This window comes from Chitinimonas sp. (assembly GCF_041904975.1).
Taxonomy (GTDB): domain Bacteria; phylum Pseudomonadota; class Gammaproteobacteria; order Burkholderiales; family Chitinimonadaceae; genus Chitinimonas.
The window spans coordinates 1-18,321 of sequence record NZ_JAYRLZ010000012.1 but is presented as its reverse complement, the minus strand read 5'-3'; the positions used below and the strand labels follow the sequence as shown (position 1 = coordinate 18,321).

The 18,321-nt window shown below is 61.4% G+C and carries 17 protein-coding genes; 6 read left to right on the top strand and 11 right to left on the bottom strand.

The features are described from left to right. Nucleotides 1-80: 80 nt before the first annotated feature. From rpoH to ACE3OH_RS02320, 3 genes are all read right to left on the bottom strand, one after another. Nucleotides 81-938 carry an RNA polymerase sigma factor RpoH gene (gene rpoH, locus ACE3OH_RS02330; protein WP_374347858.1) on the bottom strand — a complete coding sequence of 286 codons (858 nt, stop codon included), beginning with the start codon at nt 936-938 and terminating at the stop codon, nt 81-83. Nucleotides 939-1,021: 83 nt separating this feature from the next. Beyond that, nucleotides 1,022-5,590, bottom strand: a complete 4,569-nt coding sequence (locus tag ACE3OH_RS02325) for a PAS domain S-box protein (protein WP_374347857.1) — start codon at nt 5,588-5,590, stop codon at nt 1,022-1,024. Nucleotides 5,591-5,764: 174 nt separating this feature from the next. Next, the gene (locus tag ACE3OH_RS02320; RefSeq protein ID WP_374347855.1) at nt 5,765-5,953 is read right to left on the bottom strand and encodes a hypothetical protein; all 189 of its coding nucleotides are present in this window, start codon (nt 5,951-5,953) and stop codon (nt 5,765-5,767) included. A 241-nt stretch (nt 5,954-6,194) separates the two neighbouring features. Between ACE3OH_RS02320 and ACE3OH_RS02315 the strand changes: the two genes are divergently transcribed. Together ACE3OH_RS02315 and ACE3OH_RS02310 are read left to right on the top strand one after the other, a co-directional pair. Further along, complete coding sequence (locus ACE3OH_RS02315) at nt 6,195-6,917, top strand: response regulator (RefSeq protein ID WP_374347853.1); 723 nt, start codon at nt 6,195-6,197, stop codon at nt 6,915-6,917. A gap of 2 nt (nt 6,918-6,919) precedes the next feature. Continuing rightward, nucleotides 6,920-8,227, top strand: coding sequence for an ATP-binding protein (locus tag ACE3OH_RS02310; protein ID WP_374347851.1), 1,308 nt, complete (start codon nt 6,920-6,922; stop codon nt 8,225-8,227). Between the two features lie 73 nt (nt 8,228-8,300). Here ACE3OH_RS02310 and ilvC read toward each other — a convergent pair whose 3' ends face one another. From ilvC to ACE3OH_RS02295, 3 genes are all read right to left on the bottom strand, one after another. Continuing rightward, nucleotides 8,301-9,317, bottom strand: coding sequence for a ketol-acid reductoisomerase (ilvC, locus tag ACE3OH_RS02305; protein ID WP_374347848.1), 1,017 nt, complete (start codon nt 9,315-9,317; stop codon nt 8,301-8,303). Nucleotides 9,318-9,428: 111 nt separating this feature from the next. Further along, nucleotides 9,429-9,920: an acetolactate synthase small subunit gene (ilvN, locus tag ACE3OH_RS02300; protein WP_374347846.1), complete on the bottom strand. Its 492-nt coding sequence runs from the start codon at nt 9,918-9,920 to the stop codon at nt 9,429-9,431. Nucleotides 9,921-9,932: 12 nt separating this feature from the next. Beyond that, nucleotides 9,933-11,693 carry an acetolactate synthase 3 catalytic subunit gene (locus ACE3OH_RS02295; RefSeq protein ID WP_374347844.1) on the bottom strand — a complete coding sequence of 587 codons (1,761 nt, stop codon included), beginning with the start codon at nt 11,691-11,693 and terminating at the stop codon, nt 9,933-9,935. 321 nt (nt 11,694-12,014) lie between these two features. On the opposite strand from ACE3OH_RS02295, the gene ACE3OH_RS02290 reads away from it, so the two are divergent. From ACE3OH_RS02290 to ACE3OH_RS02275, 4 genes are all read left to right on the top strand, one after another. Then, nucleotides 12,015-12,770, top strand: a complete 756-nt coding sequence (locus ACE3OH_RS02290; RefSeq protein ID WP_374347842.1) for an RNA polymerase sigma factor — start codon at nt 12,015-12,017, stop codon at nt 12,768-12,770. Further along, a complete protein-coding gene (locus tag ACE3OH_RS02285; protein WP_374347839.1) occupies nt 12,763-13,134 on the top strand; it encodes a DUF3619 family protein in 372 nt (123 codons plus the stop codon). Before ACE3OH_RS02290 ends, ACE3OH_RS02285 begins: the two co-directional genes overlap by 8 nt. A 2-nt stretch (nt 13,135-13,136) precedes the next feature. Next, nucleotides 13,137-13,586: a DUF3106 domain-containing protein gene (locus tag ACE3OH_RS02280; RefSeq protein ID WP_374347896.1), complete on the top strand. Its 450-nt coding sequence runs from the start codon at nt 13,137-13,139 to the stop codon at nt 13,584-13,586. A gap of 62 nt (nt 13,587-13,648) precedes the next feature. After that, nucleotides 13,649-14,158: an RDD family protein gene (locus ACE3OH_RS02275; RefSeq protein WP_374347837.1), complete on the top strand. Its 510-nt coding sequence runs from the start codon at nt 13,649-13,651 to the stop codon at nt 14,156-14,158. On the opposite strand, the gene lnt is transcribed toward ACE3OH_RS02275, so the two are convergent. The 5 genes from lnt to ACE3OH_RS02250 all read right to left on the bottom strand — a co-directional run. After that, the gene (lnt, locus tag ACE3OH_RS02270; RefSeq protein ID WP_374347835.1) at nt 14,155-15,741 is read right to left on the bottom strand and encodes an apolipoprotein N-acyltransferase; all 1,587 of its coding nucleotides are present in this window, start codon (nt 15,739-15,741) and stop codon (nt 14,155-14,157) included. The two genes, ACE3OH_RS02275 and lnt, sit on opposite strands and share 4 nt — an antisense overlap. Further along, nucleotides 15,738-16,607, bottom strand: a complete 870-nt coding sequence (locus ACE3OH_RS02265) for an HlyC/CorC family transporter (protein ID WP_374347833.1) — start codon at nt 16,605-16,607, stop codon at nt 15,738-15,740. The genes lnt and ACE3OH_RS02265 overlap by 4 nt, the downstream gene beginning before the upstream one ends. 244 nt (nt 16,608-16,851) lie before the next feature. Next, complete coding sequence (locus ACE3OH_RS02260) at nt 16,852-17,238, bottom strand: VOC family protein (protein WP_374347831.1); 387 nt, start codon at nt 17,236-17,238, stop codon at nt 16,852-16,854. Further along, nucleotides 17,235-17,744: an rRNA maturation RNase YbeY gene (gene ybeY, locus ACE3OH_RS02255; protein ID WP_374347894.1), complete on the bottom strand. Its 510-nt coding sequence runs from the start codon at nt 17,742-17,744 to the stop codon at nt 17,235-17,237. Before ybeY ends, ACE3OH_RS02260 begins: the two co-directional genes overlap by 4 nt. Nucleotides 17,745-17,958: 214 nt before the next feature. Beyond that, nucleotides 17,959-18,321: PhoH family protein (locus ACE3OH_RS02250; protein ID WP_374347829.1), on the bottom strand; the 363-nt coding region annotated here is incomplete at its 5' end.

Sequence of the window (18,321 nt, the reverse complement as noted above, 5' to 3'; positions counted from 1 at the left end):
GTTCCTAATCAGCCTGACTAACACTGCCAAACACGAGAGGGGTGGGTTGTCACATCGTGTTCTCTGATCGCCATACCGATCTAACATTCAGCGCACGCCAACGCCACCTTCATCTTCTGCAAAGCCTTCACCTCAATCTGTCTGATCCGCTCTGCCGATACGCCAAATTCATCAGCCAATTCGTGCAAGGTGGCGCCGCTGTCGTCGGCGAGCCAGCGGGCTTCGACGATGCGGCGGCTGCGGTCGTCCAGGGTGGCCAAGGCGTCTTCGAGGCCGGCGCCTTGCAGGCGGTCGGTAGCGCGGCGTTGCAGCACGGCGGTAGGCTCGTTGTCTTCGTCGGCCAGCCAGTCGATTGGCGCGTAGCCGTCCTCGTCGCCATCATCGGCCATCAGCGCCACATCCTGGCCGCGCATGCGGGTTTCCATTTCCAGCACTTCTTCGGGTTTGACGCCAAGGTCGGCGGCGATCTGTGCTGCTTCCTTATGCGTCAGGGCGGCCATGCCCTTCTTCATGCTGCGCAGATTGAAGAACAGCTTGCGCTGTGCCTTGGTGGTAGCCACCCGCACCAGGCGCCAGTTGCGCAGGATGTATTCGTGAATTTCGGCGCGAATCCAGTGCACGGCGAACGAAAACAGGCGCACGCCACGGCTCGGCTCAAAGCGCTTTACCGCCTTCATCAGGCCGATATTGCCTTCCTGGATCAGGTCGGCTTGCGGCAAGCCATAGCCGGCATAGCCCCGGGCGATCGACACCACTACGCGCAGGTGCGACAGCACCAGCTTTCCTGCCGCATCGAGATCGTTCTCGGTGTGGAAGCGATTGGCCAGCGATAGCTCCTCTTCCTGGCTCAGCATGGGGATGGCATGTACCTGCTGTACATAACGATCCAGGCTGTCGCCGCCGGAAAGTACTGGCAAATTCATCGTTGCGGTAGTCATTGGGTTCTCCAGAAGCCGGTTATGAAAGCCGACGGATCGATGTTAGCACTCGAACCCATAGAGTGCTAGCCACTGGAAATAGTTCACGAAAGCGCCTGCGCAAGCGCGGCCTGACATCGCTGCGCCAAGGCCAGCAAGGCCTCGCGCAGCTTGTCGCCGCCGGCAGTAGCCGCCACTTGCTCGGCACCGCCCTGACGCAGGGCGGCTTCCAGTTCTTTGGCGCGGGCCGCCAAGGCGCTGGCGCCGATGGTGGCAGCGACGCCTTTCAAGGTGTGGGCGGCGATCACTGCGGCATCCTGCTTCCCGGAAGCAATCGCCACCATCAATTCATCTACCGTGCGCTCGGCCTCGGCGAGAAATTCGCCGAGAAACTCCTGATACAGTGCCTGATTGCCGCCAAAGCGGCGCAGCACCGTGGCGATTGGCTCTACATCGGTGGATGCGGCGATCACTTCCCCGGCCGGCGGTGCCGGCGCGACGGACGCCGATACACTGGCGCGGCCGGTCAGGCGCAGCAGCATGGGGACAACGGCTTCAAGGTCAATCGGCTTGCCCATGTGTTCATTCATGCCGGCCGCCATGCAGGCCTGCCGATCGCTTTCCGAAGCATTGGCGGTCATGGCGACGATGATCAGGGCATCGAACCGCCCATCTGCGCGTATCAGGCGACACGCTTCCAGGCCATCGATATCCGGCATCTGCAAGTCCATGATGACCGCATCAAATGCCGCGCCGGACGACTGCACCGCAGCCACGCCAGCCACGCCCCCATCTGCCAGCACCACATCGGCCCCCTCTCCGCCCAGCAGCTCGGCGGCCACCTGCCGGTTCAGCGGGTTGTCTTCCACCACCAGCAAGTGCATGCCGGCCAAACGTTGGCTGCGAGGCGGCATCGCCAGTGCAATGGCGGCCTTGCGACCAAGGACGCGCAGCAAGCCATCCGACAGCTGTGCCGGTGTCAGCGGCTTGGTCAGCATATGCTGCGGGCGATTACCGGCTGGCAAGGCTTGTTCGCGCCGTGCCAGCACCAGCATGGGCAGGCCCGGCGCAAGGCGGGCATCCAGCTCGGCCGATAGGTCGCTGCATGCCAGCACCAGCGCATAGGGCGAGGCGGGCGACTGCCCCTGCAGCACCGCCAATGCGTCGGCGTCTTGCGCCAGATCTACTTGCCAGCCCATGGCTTGCAGCATGATGCGTAGCGCCACAGCCGAGCGGACATTGGTTTCCGCCAGCAGCAGCCGCTCAGCCAGCTCGGCGGGGCGTTCGCCACCATCGACCAGGCTGCCCGCGCCAGCCTGCACCAACTGCAAGGCAAAGCCAAAGCGGCTGCCCTGGCCCTGGATGCTGTGCAGGCTCAGGGTGCCGCCCATCATCTCCACCAGGCGTTTGCAGATCACCAGGCCAAGCCCGGTGCCGCCGAAGCGGCGCGTGGTCGACGCCTCCGCCTGCACAAAGCCCTCGAAAATGCGCGTCTGCTGCTCCTCGCTGATGCCTATCCCGGTATCGTGCACCGCGAACCCCAGCGTAAGCGCATCGCCATCGGATGCGAGCAGGCTGACTTCCACCACTACCTCGCCCTGCATGGTGAATTTCAGCGCATTGCTGGCCAGATTGATCAGCACCTGCAACAGGCGCAAACGATCGCCCACCACGGCACGAGGCAGGTGGGGATCGATGGCGAATACCAGCTCCAGCGGCTTGTCGCCCAAGCTTGCCGACAACATGGACGCCAGATCTTGCAGTAGCGGTTCCAGATCGAATGGATGCGGGTCCAGCACCAGCTTGCCGGCTTCGATCTTGGAAAAATCGAGAATATCGTTCAGTAGCCCCAGCAGCGCCCCCGCTGCCGAATGCGCTTTTTGCAGGTAGTCGTATTGGCGCTCGTCCAGCGTGGTTTTTTGCAGCAGCTGCAACATACCCAGCACCGCATTCATCGGCGTGCGGATTTCATGACTCATATTGGCCAAAAAGGCCGACTTGGCGGCGCTGGCTTCATCAGAGCGCTGCTTGGCTTCTCGCAGCGTGGTTTCCAGCTCCATCTGGCGAGTGACATCGATATTGATGCCGGTGATACGCAGCACCGAGCCATCAGCAGCCCGCTCTAACTGCGCGCCCCCCTGGATAAACCGAACACGCCCATCCGGCAGCAATAGACGGAACACCGGCTCATACACGCCTTCGCCACGCAAGGCGGCCATCAGTGCGGCCTCGGTTGCCTCAACATCGTCCGGATGTACCCGATCGCGCCAGTGCAGATAATTCAAGCCGGTTTCACGCAAGGCAAGCGGCCGCTCGTAAATGGCGAACATCCAGTCATTCCAGACCAGCCGGTCTTCCGCTGGCGTATAGCTCCACACGCCGAGACGCGCCACATTGGCGGCCATTTCCAATTGCTGGTGCACCGCCAGCAGGGCGGCACGTTGCTGCAATTCCTGCGATACATCATCGAGCAAAGCCACGAATATCGGCTCGCCATTGATTGCGGCAGCGCCCACCGCCATGCGTACCGGGAACTGGCTGCCATCGCTGCGCTGCGCCAGCGTGTCCCGCCCGGCTGCAGGCTGGACACCTGCCAGTGACACATGCTCGGTAATGGCCGCCTGGGTCGGGTCGGGCAGCAATCGCCGAATATTCTGGCCAATGATCTGCGCCGCGGCATAGCCAAACACCCGCTCAGCGGCAGGATTGAAAGTCCTGATTACACCATGCAGATCCAGCGACACAATCGGCGTCGCTGCGGTATCCAGTATGGCTTGGGTCAGCGCCAGATTGGCCGACAAGCGGGCCTCGGCCAGCTTGCGGTCGCTGATGTCGATTGCCACGCCCAGATAGCCGGACAAAGCGCCGTGCTGGTCGCGCATGGTGGTCGCCACCAGCGAGACCGGAAAGTGCGAGCCATCCTTGCGCACATAGGTCCATTCGCGGCTTTCCGACCCCTCACGCTCCGGTATCTCGACAAACACACGGAAGCCGGCAACCTGCACGCCAAGCTGGTCGCTCAGTTCACGTCCGCGCGCCTCGACCTCTTCGCGCAGGTGCAACAAGGCCGGGCTCCGCTTGCCGACCAGCTCTTCGGCACGATAGCCAAGCAGGCGCTCCGCTCCACGGTTGAAGATGCGGATAGTGCCGTTGAGGTCGGTGGCGATGATGCACAGAGCCGAAGCAGCATCCAGCACATTGTTGATCAGGCTGTGTGCCGCCCCCAGTTTCTCGCTGCGCTCGGCAACCTGCTGCTCCAGCGATGCATTCATTTGCAGCACCTGCAGCTCCGCTGCTTTTTGCTGCGATACATCGCGCGCGGTCAAACTCACGCCGGTGAGTCTGCCGCGCGAATCTTGCAGGCGCGCGGCAGAAACCGACACGGTCGCTACTTGGCCATCCTTGCGTAGCCAGCGCGCTTCGAAATTTTGCAGCGGCTGGATACCGGCGGCCTCACCCAGGACCGCATCAGGCTGGTGTGGCTCATCCGGCGCAATCAGCAGGCCCGCAAGCACCTGTCCGCGCACTTCTTCAATGCGGTAACCGAATATCCGCTCAGCGCCCTGATTCCAGTCGCTGACCCTGCCGTCCAGGCTCAGGCCGATAATCGCGTCGTTCGAGGCCGCCACCAGGGCTGCCATGCGGTTGCGCCCGGCCAGTATCTGGCGCCGCCGGTCACGCCCGACCATTACCGAACTCACCAGCCCGGCCAGCATAAACGAGGCCAGCAGCCCGCCAGCCACAACCCAGCCGGGTCGAACCTGCGCCAGACTGGCGACAAACTGCGGTCCGGCCTGCGCGGTATAGCGCCAATGCCGTCCGCCGAAATCCCCTTCCCAGCGATGCATTGCTTGGGCGCGATCGAGCACACCAGACCGGAAAAACACTACCTCATCGCCACCACGACCAATATCGCGCATTTCCAAGAAAATGCCGGGATGATCCCGGTGCAGCTCACCAATCACATCGCCCATGCTGAGCGGTGCATAGGTCCAACCCAGGCACTGACTGATGCGCGCTTGCTCGGTGGCCGGCACGCTGCCCTCGCGGTACACCGGGAGCAGGATCAGGAAGGACTGTTGCGGGCGTGCCGAGGCCTGCACCAGCGTAATCGGCGCGGTCAGTCGCGCCTGGCCGGTCTGCATGGCGGCAATTGCTGCCTCGCGCCGCGCACGCTCCGATGCAATATCGAGTCCGACGGCTGGACGATTGCTGGCGAGCGGCTCGATAAACTGGATGACGAAGTGCTCCCCATCGTGCGGTGCCAGTTGGCGCAGGCTGAAGCCGGGGAAGCCGTCCTGGCGGTTGCGCAGCAAAAACGCCGGCTCATCGGCAGGCGCCACGCGCCGGATAAAGCCGAAACCACGCGCACCGGGAAACTCGCGCGCCAGATCACGCGTGCGGCTATAGCGCTCGATGTCAGCGCGCCGCACCTGGTCGGCGCCCAGCGCCAGCACCACGCCACGCATACCACGCAAGCCATATTGATAGGTCTGGATACGGCTTTGCACCCGGTCGGCCAGCTGTTGCACTTCACTGGCCAGTGCTAGATCAACGGCTGCCGTATTGGATCGGGACAGCTGATAGGCCAGAACCACCGTACAAACCATGCCCAGCAGCAAGACCATGGCTGCAATGAGAAATATCTTGCCGGATGTCGTCTGCTGACTCATGCCCTGGCCCGACCGCCCCCGGGCACATCGCTCTCGCTTGCATGCCCGCTCCGCCCCGTGCCAGTTTGCACGTCCTCATGACGATAGGCAGCCACCGCCAAAGAAACAAGGCGAGCACCCGGCAAATGCAACAAAGCCCCGGCTAGCGGGGCTTGTGCTTGCGCCGGACTGGGCTCAGGGGTTGCTGCTGCCTGCGGGCGCTTTCTTGTGGGTGGTCGGGTAATTCACCCACTGGATCTTGGCCCAGCCCAGTTGCGCACTACGCTCGGCTCGCGCAACCGCCTCGTTGTCGACAACCGCCTCTGGCGCACTGGCACACGCGGCCAAGGCCAATACTCCAAGCAAAATGCTGAATTGACGCATCACAATCTCCTCGTCGCCTACCGGCACTGAAACAACACAGAAAACTTCCTCGGCGCAGGATCGCCGGGCGTGAGCCCCGCTGTATTCGCGCATGAGAAAATATAATCCGCATGCGCCGTGACTTCTGTATCCAAATATTGCAAGTGCAAACCGGCCCGTCGATCTACAAACACTCCGATACCACATCAAGCGCACCACAAAGGCACAATGGCGGCATTGGTGAAGACTATCGGGTGACACAATGAGCACGATGCCAGCCGGCGAGGCGATGCAGATCCTACTGGTGGAAGACGATGAGCGGCTTGCCGGGCTGATTGTCGAATACTTGAGCAAGCATGGCATCCGCGTTTGCCACGAGACCCGGGGCACGGCAGCACTTGAGCAACTGGCGGCCAGCCAGGCAAGCCTGGTGATTCTCGACCTGATGCTGCCCGGCATCGACGGCTTTGAAGTGTGCCGGCAAATCCGCGCCCAGCAGTCCAATCTGCCCATCATCATGCTGACTGCGCGCGATGAAGATTTCGACCGGGTGCTGGGGCTGGAACTGGGCGCCGACAATTATCTGCAGAAGCCGATCGAACCACGGGTATTGCTGGCCCATATCCGCGCCCTGATGCGCCGCGTCGATCTGGCACCTGCTGCTGCAGCAGCCAGTGACAGGCTCAGCTTCGGCCGGCTACTGATCGACCATGGTGCACGCACGGTCAGCCTGGCTGGGCGCACGATCGATCTTTCCACCTCGGAATTCGACCTGCTCTGGCTGCTGGCCCAACATGCCGGCCAAGTGCTGACCCGCGATGCCATCTTGCAAAGCATCCGCAATCTGGAATACGACGGTCTGAACCGCTCGGTTGACTACCGGGTATTCCGCCTACGCAAAAAGCTGGGGGATATCGACGGCGCTCAGGAACGCATCAAGACAGTGCGCGGCGCCGGCTACTTTTTCGCGGCAACGGACTGGTAACCATGGCGCGCCTGTTTACCAAGCTCTATCTGATGCTGGCAGCGCTGTTGCTGCTGATCCTGGCGATCAGCTATTTCGAAGAGCGCTGGCTGGAAGAGGCGCTACCACCGCGCCCGACCTCGGCCTATACCGCCATGTCGATGGTCGAATACAACCTGCTGCAAAAACCCACTGCACAATGGGCCGACGAAGTCGCCCGCCTGCGTGCGGTTGCACCGGCATTCAAGGGCCTGGTCAGCCTGGAGCAGGTGCAGGCCAACCCAGCCTTCCCCGAGCATCACGAATCCAGGCTGCTCGACGGAAAAGTAATCGGCTGGGAGAGCCCGGATTATGGCGTCACCATGGTCAAGCGACTCGGGCAGAGCCAACAGGCGATGATGATCGAGCTGCATGATTCGATCCCGCGCCTGATCATCATGTGGGGCAATATGGCGCTGATCGAGCTGATCGTGGTCGCCATTGCCATGTGGTTCTGGGTGCGGCCGCTGTGGCGCGACCTGCGCAAGCTCGATGTCGCCACCGCCAGCCTGGCCCGCGCCGAGTTTCATGTGCGGGTAGTCCTGGGCAAGGGCTCGGTACTGCACGGGCTGGCCCAGTCATTCAACTGGATGGCCGAACATATCGGCGCCCTGCTCAATTCGCATCGCGCCCTAACCAATGCGGTATCGCATGAGCTGCGCACACCCTTGGCACGGATGCGCTTTGCTTTGTCGCTGGCGGCAGAGGAGGGAACAGTGGAGGGCAAGGATCGCCAGCTGCAGCGCATGCGCCGCGATCTGGACGAACTCGATGCGCTATCGAGCGAATTGCTCACCCTGGCCAAGCTGGAACGCACGGTCGAGCGCAGTATGTCTGACGATGCCATTCCCGCCCAGGAGTGGCTGGACGATCGCCTCGAAGAAGCCCGCGCCACGGCGCAGGCCTTTGCGCATCAGGTCAGCTTTCACGGGCATTGCCCGCTGCCGGTGCTGCATGGCAATCCGCAATACCTGGCGCGTGCCCTTGATAATCTGCTGAACAATGCCGCCCGCCATGCAGCCAGCCAGGTGGCCGTCACCATCAGCCAGCACGATGGTCAGCCCTGCATCACCGTGGAAGACGATGGCCCCGGTATTGCCGATGAGGCCAGAGAGCAGGTATTCGAGCCTTTCGTGCGCCTAGACGCCAGTCGCGACCGCGCCTCCGGCGGCGTGGGCCTGGGCCTTGCCATCGTGCGGCAAATCGCTCGCGCCCATGGCGGCACCATCAGCGTGGATCGCTCGCCGCTGGGTGGCGCGCGCTTCACCCTTGTCCTGGCGCGACGCGACTAGCCCCGGTTGAAGCCATGCCCATGAAAAAGGGCCGAATCAATCGGCCCTTTTCTGGTCTTGCACGGTAGTTTGATCAGTTCTTGCTCTGATCCACCAGCTTGTTCGCCTTGATCCACGGCATCATGTCGCGCAGCTGCTCACCTACCACCTCGATCGGATGGGCCGCATTCAGACGGCGACGAGCCGTCATGCTCGGATAGTTGGTCTTGCCTTCGAGGATGAACTGCTTGGCGTATTCGCCGGTCTGGATACGCTTGAGTGCATTGCGCATGGCGGCGCGCGAGGTCTCGTTGATCACCTCCGGGCCAGTCACATATTCACCGTACTCGGCATTGTTCGAGATCGAGTAGTTCATATTGGCGATGCCGCCCTCGTACATCAGGTCGACAATCAGCTTCAGCTCATGCAGGCACTCGAAGTAAGCCATTTCCGGCGCGTAACCGGCTTCGGTCAGCGTTTCGAAACCCATCTTCACCAGCTCGACCGCACCACCGCACAGCACCGCCTGCTCGCCGAACAAATCGGTTTCGGTTTCTTCACGGAAATTGGTCTCGATCACGCCACCCTTGGTGCCGCCATTGGCTGCGGCATACGACAGGGCAATATCGCGCGCCTTGCCCGATTTGTCCTGATACACCGCAATCAACGACGGCACACCGCCACCGCGCTTGTATTCAGAACGCACGGTGTGACCGGGGCCCTTGGGAGCGACCATGATCACATCCAGGTCAGCACGCGGCACGATCTGGTTGTAATGCACATTGAAGCCATGGGCGAAGGCCAGTGTCGCGCCCTGCTTGGCATGCGGGGCGATATCGCGTTCATACACGGCCGGCTGGCTCTCGTCCGGCAGCAAGATCATGATCACATCGGCAGTCTTGACCGCTTCGGCCACTTCCTTGACCGGCAGACCGGCCGCTTCGGCCTTGCTCCAGGAGGCGCCACCACGGCGCAGACCGATGGTGACGTTCACGCCCGAATCCTTCAGGTTCAGCGCATGGGCATGGCCCTGCGAGCCGTAACCAACGATGGTCACTTGCTTGCCCTTGATCAGCGAGAGGTCGGCGTCTTTGTCGTAGAAAACTTTCATGTTGGAAATCCTGTGAAATGTGAAACGTGAAAGGTGAAACGTGGAAGTGACCGGAAACGCGCCAACGAGGCACAGGTTTCACATTTCACGTTTCACACCCAGTTAAATCGTTTAGATCTTCAAAATCCGTTCGCCACGGCCAATGCCCGAGGCACCGGTGCGCACGGTTTCCAGAATCAGGCTGCGATCGACCGCCTCGATAAAGGCATCGAGCTTGGCGCTTTCGCCAGTCAGTTCCATGGTGTAGGTCTTTTCGGTCACATCGACGATGCGGCCACGGAAGATATCGTTCATCCGCTTCATCTCGTCGCGATCCTTGCCGGTAGCGCGCACCTTGATCAGCATCATCTCGCGTTCGACGTGGTCGGACTCGTTCAGGTCGATCACCTTCACCACCTCGATCAGCTTGTTCAGCTGCTTGGTGATCTGCTCGATCACGTCGTCCGAGCCATGGGTAACGATGGTCATCCGGCTTAGCGTCGGGTCTTCGGTGGTCGACACGGTCAGCGAGTCGATGTTGTAACCGCGCGCAGAAAACAGACCCACTACCCGGCTCAATGCGCCTGCCTCATTCTCGATCAGGACGGAAAGAATATGTCGCATGTTCAGTCCTCCTTAGCTCAAGTTGCCGTAATCGCGCTCGCGGGCGATCGGGCTGGTTTGCAAGTTGCGCATGTGCGGCGGCAGATCCATCTGGTTCAGGCCCTTGCCGTTTTGCACCATCGGGAACACGTTTTCCGACTGGTCGGTAATGAAGTCCATGAACACCAGGCGATCCTTGAGGCGCATCGCCTCGCGCAGGGCGGGCTCGACATCGGCCGGGCGCTCGATCTTCATGCCGACGTGGCCGTAGGCCTCGGCCAGCTTCACGAAGTCCGGCAGTGCGTCCATATAGGACTCGGCGTAGCGGTTGCCGTAGAAGAATTCCTGCCACTGCCGGACCATGCCCAGGTAGCGATTGTTCAGGTTCACGATCTTTACCGGCACGTGGTACTGCTTGCAGGTCGAAAGCTCCTGGATATTCATCTGGATCGACGCTTCGCCCGTCACGCAGGCCACCGTGGCATCCGGATTGGCCAGCTGCACCCCCATGGCGGATGGCAGGCCGAAACCCATCGTCCCCAAGCCGCCCGAATTGATCCAGCGGCGCGGCTTGTTGAACTTGTAGTACTGGGCAGCCCACATCTGGTGCTGGCCGACATCCGAGGTCACAAAGGCATCGCCGCCGGTGACCTCGTATAGCTTTTGCACCACGAATTGCGGCTTGATGATGTCGCTGTCCGCATTAAAGCGCAGGCAATCGTGGCCACGCCATTCCTCGATCTGGCGCCACCACCCCGCCAACAGCTCCGCTTGCGGCCGAGCGCCACTCTGGCGCAGCAGACCCAGCATCTCGTCCAGTACATCGCGCACATTGCCGACGATGGGGATATCCACCTTCACGCGCTTGGCAATGGAGGACGGGTCGATATCGATGTGGACAATCTTCTTTGGCGAGGACAAGAAGTGCGAAGGGACCGAAATCACCCGGTCGTCAAAACGGGCACCAATGGCAATCAGCACATCGCAATGCTGCATGGCCATATTGGCTTCATACAAGCCATGCATGCCCAGCATGCCAAGGTTCTGCCGATCCGAACCTGAGAATGCACCGATACCCATCAAGGTATTGACCACCGGCACGCCCAGCATCTTGGCCAGCTCGGTGACCTGGGCATCGGCATTGGACAGCACCGCGCCGCCGCCGACATACAGCAAGGGGCGCTTGGCATCACACAGCAGATTGACCGCCTTCTTTATCTGGCCCGGATGGCCCTTGGACGGCGGGTTGTAGGAGCGCAAGCTGACCGACTGCGGATAGTTGAACTCCGCGCGCGCCAGCGTCACATCCTTGGGAATATCGACAATCACCGGACCGGGGCGGCCGGTGGTGGCGATATAGAAGGCTTTTTTCATGGCGCTGGCGATATCGCGCACATCCTTGACCAGGATGTTGTGCTTCACGCACGGCCGCGTGATGCCGACCATATCGACTTCCTGGAAGGCGTCGAGCCCGATGGCCGGCGTAGGCACCTGGCCGGAGATCACCACCATGGGGATGGAGTCCATATAGGCAGTGGCAATGCCGGTAATGGCATTGGTAGCGCCCGGACCGGAAGTGACCAGCGCTACGCCAACCTTGTGGCTGGAGCGGGAATAGCCATCTGCCGCATGTACGGCCGCCTGCTCATGGCGCACCAGTACATGCTTGAATTTGTCTTGCTTGAAAATCGCGTCATAGATTTCGAGAACCGCGCCGCCAGGGTAGCCAAAGACGAATTCAACGCCTTCTTCCTGCAGACAACGGATAACGATTTCGGCACCGGAAATTTCCATGATGTCTTCCTCGGTAAAGGGGACACAAACAGCTCGATGGTTCGTGCGGCCAACAGTCCTGCCTGCGGAAGCGACCTGCATCATGGCAAGCCGGGCGAGTTGCCTGCACAGCCTTGGAAAAGACCGCGCAGCAAAACACCGTTACCGGGACGACTGCGACATGGGGACGCCATGCCAGACCAACTTGAAACGAATTCAGCAAGCTGCAACCAATGCAGCAAAGTCGGTGGACTTCATAGATCGGCGCCATCAGGCGCCCTTGCCAGCCGGACTGTCGAACGAAACTGCTTGTGGCAGTGGTACGAACATCGAAAGCTGCCGATGTGGCATATCAACGCGAGTGAGCGAAACATGCCGACCGTGGCGGAAGGATGGGCCTACCATAGCCGAGCGCTCTGCTCGCGGTCAAGTAGTGCAGTGCAGCATGTCTGTGCCGGCAGCCCCGGCTTTGCTACCATCCGCACCGAAGTAATCCCGATTGGAAACAGCTTGGGCACCACAGAACAACTCTCGGTCTTTCTGGCCGATGTCGAAAGGCGCGCCTATCGTCAGGCGGTGTACGCCGTCCACGATGAGGACGCTGCACTCGATATCGTGCAGGACGCGATGCTGAAGCTGGCGGAACGGTATGCTGACCGTCCGTCGGAAGAGTGGCCGATGCTGTTCCAGCGTATCTTGCAAAACACCATCCGCGACTTCTACCGTCGCAGTAAGGTCAGGTCCAGCTGGGTCAGCCTGTTTTCTTCTTTCTTCTCGCGCGATAAGGATGAAGAAGACGTTGATGTACTCGAAACCCTTGATGTCGAAGGCGAAGGCGAGTGGTTTCAACCGCCAGAAAGTCAGGTGGACCGGGCCCAGACCCTGACCTTGATCGAGCAAGGCTTACAAAAACTGCCGGCACGTCAACGAGAAGCCTTCCTGCTGCGTTATCTCGAGGATATGGACGTTGCCGACACCGCCGCTGCGATGGGTTGCTCTGAAGGAAGCGTCAAAACACACTGTTCCCGCGCCACCCACACGCTTGCCGAGTGGCTGCGCTCCAAAGGCCTGGCGCCACTAGGGGAAAAACGTGATTAAGCACCCAAACGATCACAACACATTCGGCAAAAAAATTGCCAGCCTGATTGATGAGCAGCCGCTCAGCTATCGTCAGGCAGAACGCCTCAGGGCAGCTCGCCAGCTCGCCATGGAGCGCTCGCGCGTGCAGATTGGTGCGCTGGCACTGGCCGGAGACTGGTTACAGCGGCAATTCGTGGGCGCGCAGCATATGCGTCGCAACCTTGCCTTTGTCTTGCTGTTCGGCATCGCTATTGCTGCCTGGTGGCAGCTGCAGCCGGACTTTGGACCAGAAGATGAAGTGGATGCAATGCTGCTTGCCGACGAGCTGCCGCCCGACGCCTATCTGAGTGAGCAGGCCGACCGATTGACGCAGGGCTCGTGAGCATGCGGTCATGCATTCTCGTGCTGGTTCGCCTGTTGCTCGCCTGTTTCATCTGCGTGCAGGTCCAGGCAAAGGAGCCAACACCGAACTGGAATGAGCTGAGCCCGGCGCGCCGTCAGGTCTTGGCGCCACTGGAGCCGGAGTGGGCCAGCTATTCAGGCAAGAAAAAGCAGCATCTGATTGCCTTGGCCGACCGCTACCCGTCCATGAAGCCGGAGGAGCGGGTGCGCATCGACAGCCGCCTGCAGCATTGGGCATCGCTCAGCAAGGAAGAGCGGACACAGGCGCGCAATAACTTCCGCAAAGTGCAAAAGCTGCCCCCGCAACAGCGCGCAGCCGTCAAGCAGCAGCTGAAACAGTCGCATAATGCCCAGCCACCCAAGGCCGGCGCACGCCCTTCTTCCCCAGCAAACCCGCCCGCCCCGCCTGCCGCTGCCGCCCCGAACAGCTAGCGCATTGGCCTTGTCCATCAAGGACGGGCATCATGCGGGTTTTCTTGCCGGCACTATGCCCCATGTCCGAAACGCTCGCTCTCGCCCCGCTTTGGCGGCGCCTTGTCTCCCTGTGCTATGACACCCTGTTGCTGATTGCCCTGGTGCTTGCTGGCGCCATGCTGTTCCAGCTTGTCTGGCCGGGCGATGCGGGCAGCGCGGTGCGGCGGTATACGGAATTTGCCTATATGGTGGCGCTACTGTTTGGATATTTCAGTTGGTGCTGGCGACGTAGTGGTCAGACCCTGGCGATGAAAACCTGGCGCCTGCGCTTGCGCTCCACCACCCGCAACCAACCGGGCTGGCTGGCCATCGCCATCCGCTTTACCCTGGTGTTTTGCGCCTTCATGCCGCTGTCGCCTGCCTGGATCTGGTCCAAGCATGTGCCGGGCATGCGCTGGCTGCTGTGGCTGGCTTGCGCCTGGGCCGCCCTGCCGTATCTGTGGGCGCTGATCGACCGCGACCGCCAATTCCTGCATGACCGGCTCGCCGGCACCTGTATTGAACTGATGCCGATTGCACCTCGCGATTAAGCGCGCGCTCGGGCCACCCGTCGTCCCGAAATGAAGGCAAACACGGCGCCCAATGCTCCAAGCAGCACGGCCGGCCAGTTGCCGAGCCGCATATAGGGTGTGGTCCCGTCGTAACCCTGCACGCTCGCCGACAGCACCGCCTGCACCCGCTCAGGCAGTTTGGCCTGATAGTGACCACGCGGATCAACCACCGCAGTCGTGCCGGTCTTGGTCACCAGCAAGGATGGCCGGCCGGTTTCCAGGGAGCGCGCCTGGGCAATCTGGCCATGCTGGGCCAGCGCTACCGAGCCATCGAACCAGGCCAGATTCGACAAATTGAACAAAATGGTGGCATTGGCGGCATTGGCCAGCAGTTCCTCGCCAAAAATGTCCTCGTAGCAAATATTGGTGGCAATGCGCTGGTCGCGCACGCGTAAGGGCGGCTGCACCGGCGCGCCAGCCGAGAAATCATCGAGCGGCATGTCGAAGTAAGCGTAGAGTCCGCCGATCAAGCCGCGCAGTGGCACGTATTCGCCAAATGGCACCAGATGCGATTTGTAGTATGACGGCCAGCCCGCGCCGGTCAACAGCACGGCGCCATTCAGATAATGCCGGCCATCACGGGTAAAGCGCGGAGCACCGGAAATCAGTGCGGCGCCCTTGGCCCGCGCCATGCCTATCAAATGTTCCAGATAATCATCAGGCAGTACCGGATAACGCGCCTCTGCCTGGCGGCCCAGCTCCGGATCAGTGAAGTAACCAGGCGCCTCATGCAGGAAAATCGGCAGCGCCGTTTCCGGCATCAGCAGCAGATCGCCCTGCGCCTCTTTCAACAAGGCCGCATAGGTGCGCAGATTGAACACCAGATCGTCGTTTCCCCACTTCTGGTTTTGCGGGATGCCCCCCTGCAACAAGGCAACGCGCAGCGGATTACCCTTGGGCGCAGTCCAGCTGATCGGCCGAAGCAACAGCCCGCCAGAGACGATCACGGTACCGGCCAGCATTGCCAGCGCGCTACCGCGATCCACGCGGCGCCCGACCAGCCAGGCCAGCGCGCCCGCCAACCAGGCCAGCAAGCCGCCCACGCCATAGATACCGACGACCGGCGCGAAACCAGCCAGGGGCCCATCAGGAATCTGGGTATAGCCAATCGACGACCAGGGAAAGCCGGTCAGCAGCCAGCCGCGCAGCCATTCGGTCAGCAGCCAGCAGCAGGGCAGCGCCAACAGCAGCAAGGCAGCGCGCTGGCGGCCGGCCAGGCGGCGCGCGCCCCAGGCCGCCAAGGCCGGGTATAGCGCCAGAAATGCAGCCAGCAAGGTCAGCACCAGCACCGATACCACGGCCGGAAGACCACCAAAATCATGCAGGCTGATATAGATCCAGTGGGTGGCGGCAGCGAAATAGCCGATGCCATAGCCCCAGCCGACCAGTGCCGCGCGGCGGCTATCGCTTGCCGTATCCACCAGTCCGAAAAACAGCGTCAGCGAGACCAGGGCCAGCGGCCACAGTGCGAATGGCGCAAAGGCAAACAGCGTCATGGCGCCGAGCAGCGCCGGCGGCAATATCACCATCAGCCAGCTTGCAAAGCGCTCCAGCCGCCTCACGCAGGCTCCGTCGCCTGCGCAGCTTCGCGCTCGATCAGCAGGGAATGGATGCGCCGGCTGTCGGCACGCAATACCTGGAAGTGGAAGCCGCCAAAGCTGACCGCATCACCACGCTTGGGCACGCGACCGAACTCGGCGATGACCAGGCCGCCCACCGTGTCCATCTCGTCGTCAGCGTACTGGCTGCCCAGTGCCTGGTTCAAGTCATCCACCGGGGTGATCGCCTTGACGCGCCAGCGCCCCTGGCGATCCTGGATGATATTGTCCTCGGTCTCGTCGAAGTCATATTCGTCCTCGATATCGCCGACGATCTGCTCGACCACGTCCTCGATCGTGACCAAGCCGGCTACGCCGCCGTATTCATCCACCACGATGGCCATATGGTTGCGATTGGCGCGAAATTCCTTCAGCAGCACATTCAGGCGCTTGGACTCGGGAATGAATACCGCCGGCCGCAACATATCGCGCACATCGAATTCTTCGCCGGCGTAGTAACGCAGCAGGTCTTTGGCCAGCAGGATGCCGATGATATTGTCTTTGGCGCCATCGAACACCGGAAAGCGCGAGTGCGCCGTTTCGATGACGAAGGGGATAAAGGTCTTGGGCTCGTCGGCAACATTGATGATGTCCATCTGCGAGCGCGGGATCATCACATCACGCACCTGCAGGTCTCCAACCTGCAATACGCCTTCAATCATCGCCAGCGCATCGGCATCGAGCAGATGGCGCTCGAAGGCCGAATGCAGCAATTCGACCAGCTCTTCGCGGTCTTCCGGCTCACGCAGCAGGAAGGCGGTCAGTCGCTCCAGCCAGCTGGGTTTGTGGTGGGGAGTTTTGTTAGCGGCGCGACTAGAGGGTAAGTCCATGAGCAATGGGCAGAAATGACGATGGCGCGATTATAGCCCAGCGTTTGGGTAATCCCGATGACGGCACACGCCAAGGCGGCGCTGAACACACCGGATTTTCACCCCGCATCGCCGGCCCCGGGAAAAGCGGGCCGTAAGCGACAGCAGCCAAGCTGTTGTTTTCTTGCTGTTCTATTCCACCCGCGCTGCGCCACCGCAGGTGAAGCGCGCCGCTGCGGTGTATGTGGGCTGGTTCAGCACAACCCTAAGTCAGTTCATAGAACTCGATTGGCAGCCCATCGGGGTCGGTACAGAAGGTGAATCGCGCACCGGTAAACTCATCGATGCGGATAGGCTCGCAAGCCACCTCGAATGCGGCGAGGCGAGCAAGCATGATGTCGATATCCGTTACCCGCAAGGCGAGGTGGCGCAAACCCAGTGCCTCTGGCCGGCTTGGCCGCGCGGGAGCGGCCGGAAAGGTGAACAGTTCCAGCTGTGCGCCATCGGGCAGCTGCACATCCACCTTCCAGGAGTCGCGCGCCTCGCGGTAGTGCGCAGCCAGCTCGACGCCGCCCAGTGCGTCGCAGTAGAAACGACGCGCCGCAGCGAGGTCAGACACGATGATGGCAACGTGGTGAAAGCCGGTGATCATTCGGCGTCCGGCGCGCCTTTTTCCGACAGATAAGGGTCGGGATAGTCCAGCCCTTGCAGAATCGCCGTCTCCAGCGCTTCCATGGCTTCAGCTTCCACCTCGTCGAGGTGATCGTAGCCTTGCAGGTGCAGCACGCCATGCACCACCAGATGCGCCCAGTGCGCTTCCAGCGTCTTGCCCTGCTCAAGGGCTTCGCGGGCGATGACCGGTGCGCACAGCACCAGATCGCCCATCACCACATCGCCCATGCCCGGCATCGGCTCGCCATCGTTAAAGGCAAAGCTCAACACATTGGTGGCGTAATCCTTGCCGCGATAATCGCTATTGAGCGCGCGGCCTTCGGCTTCGTCGACAATGCGCAGGGTGATCGAGGCATCGAGGCCCGCCTCCATCGCCGCCCGCGCCCAGCGCTTGAACAGCTTTTTGGTTGGCGTGCCATCGGGCTTGTATGCATATTGCACGCTCAAATCCAGCGCGCCCTCAGCGATCTCTTCGCTTTCCAGCAAGGCGGATTCGTCTTGCTCCACCGCGATCCGCACCGCATTGGCGGCACCGGGGCGCACCACCAGGCGTGCCGGCACATGGTCCTCGGCCGGCGTGCCGATCAGCAGCATATCGCCGTCGGCCAGCACCTGCACCTCATTGCCATCAGGCAGCACCAGACGCAATGCTTCGGCCTTGACCTTCTTCTGGCTGCCATCGGCAGCCACTGCGTACACCTCAAGCTTGCTCATTGTGTTTGTCCTGTTTGTCTGTTTGTGTCGCCCGGTCGCGCTTTTCATAGGCATCGACGATCTTCTGCACCAAGGGGTGACGCACCACGTCGTCACTCTTGAAGAAATGCAGGGCAATGCCACGCACGTTCTGCAGCACCTGCTGCGCATCGATCAGGCCGGATTTCTGGTGACGGGCCAGGTCGATCTGCGTGACATCGCCGGTTACCACTGCCTTGGAGCCGAAGCCGATGCGAGTCAGGAACATCTTCATTTGTTCCGGCGTGGTGTTCTGCGCTTCGTCGAGAATGATGAAGGCGTGATTAAGGGTGCGGCCGCGCATAAAGGCCAGCGGCGCCACTTCGATAAT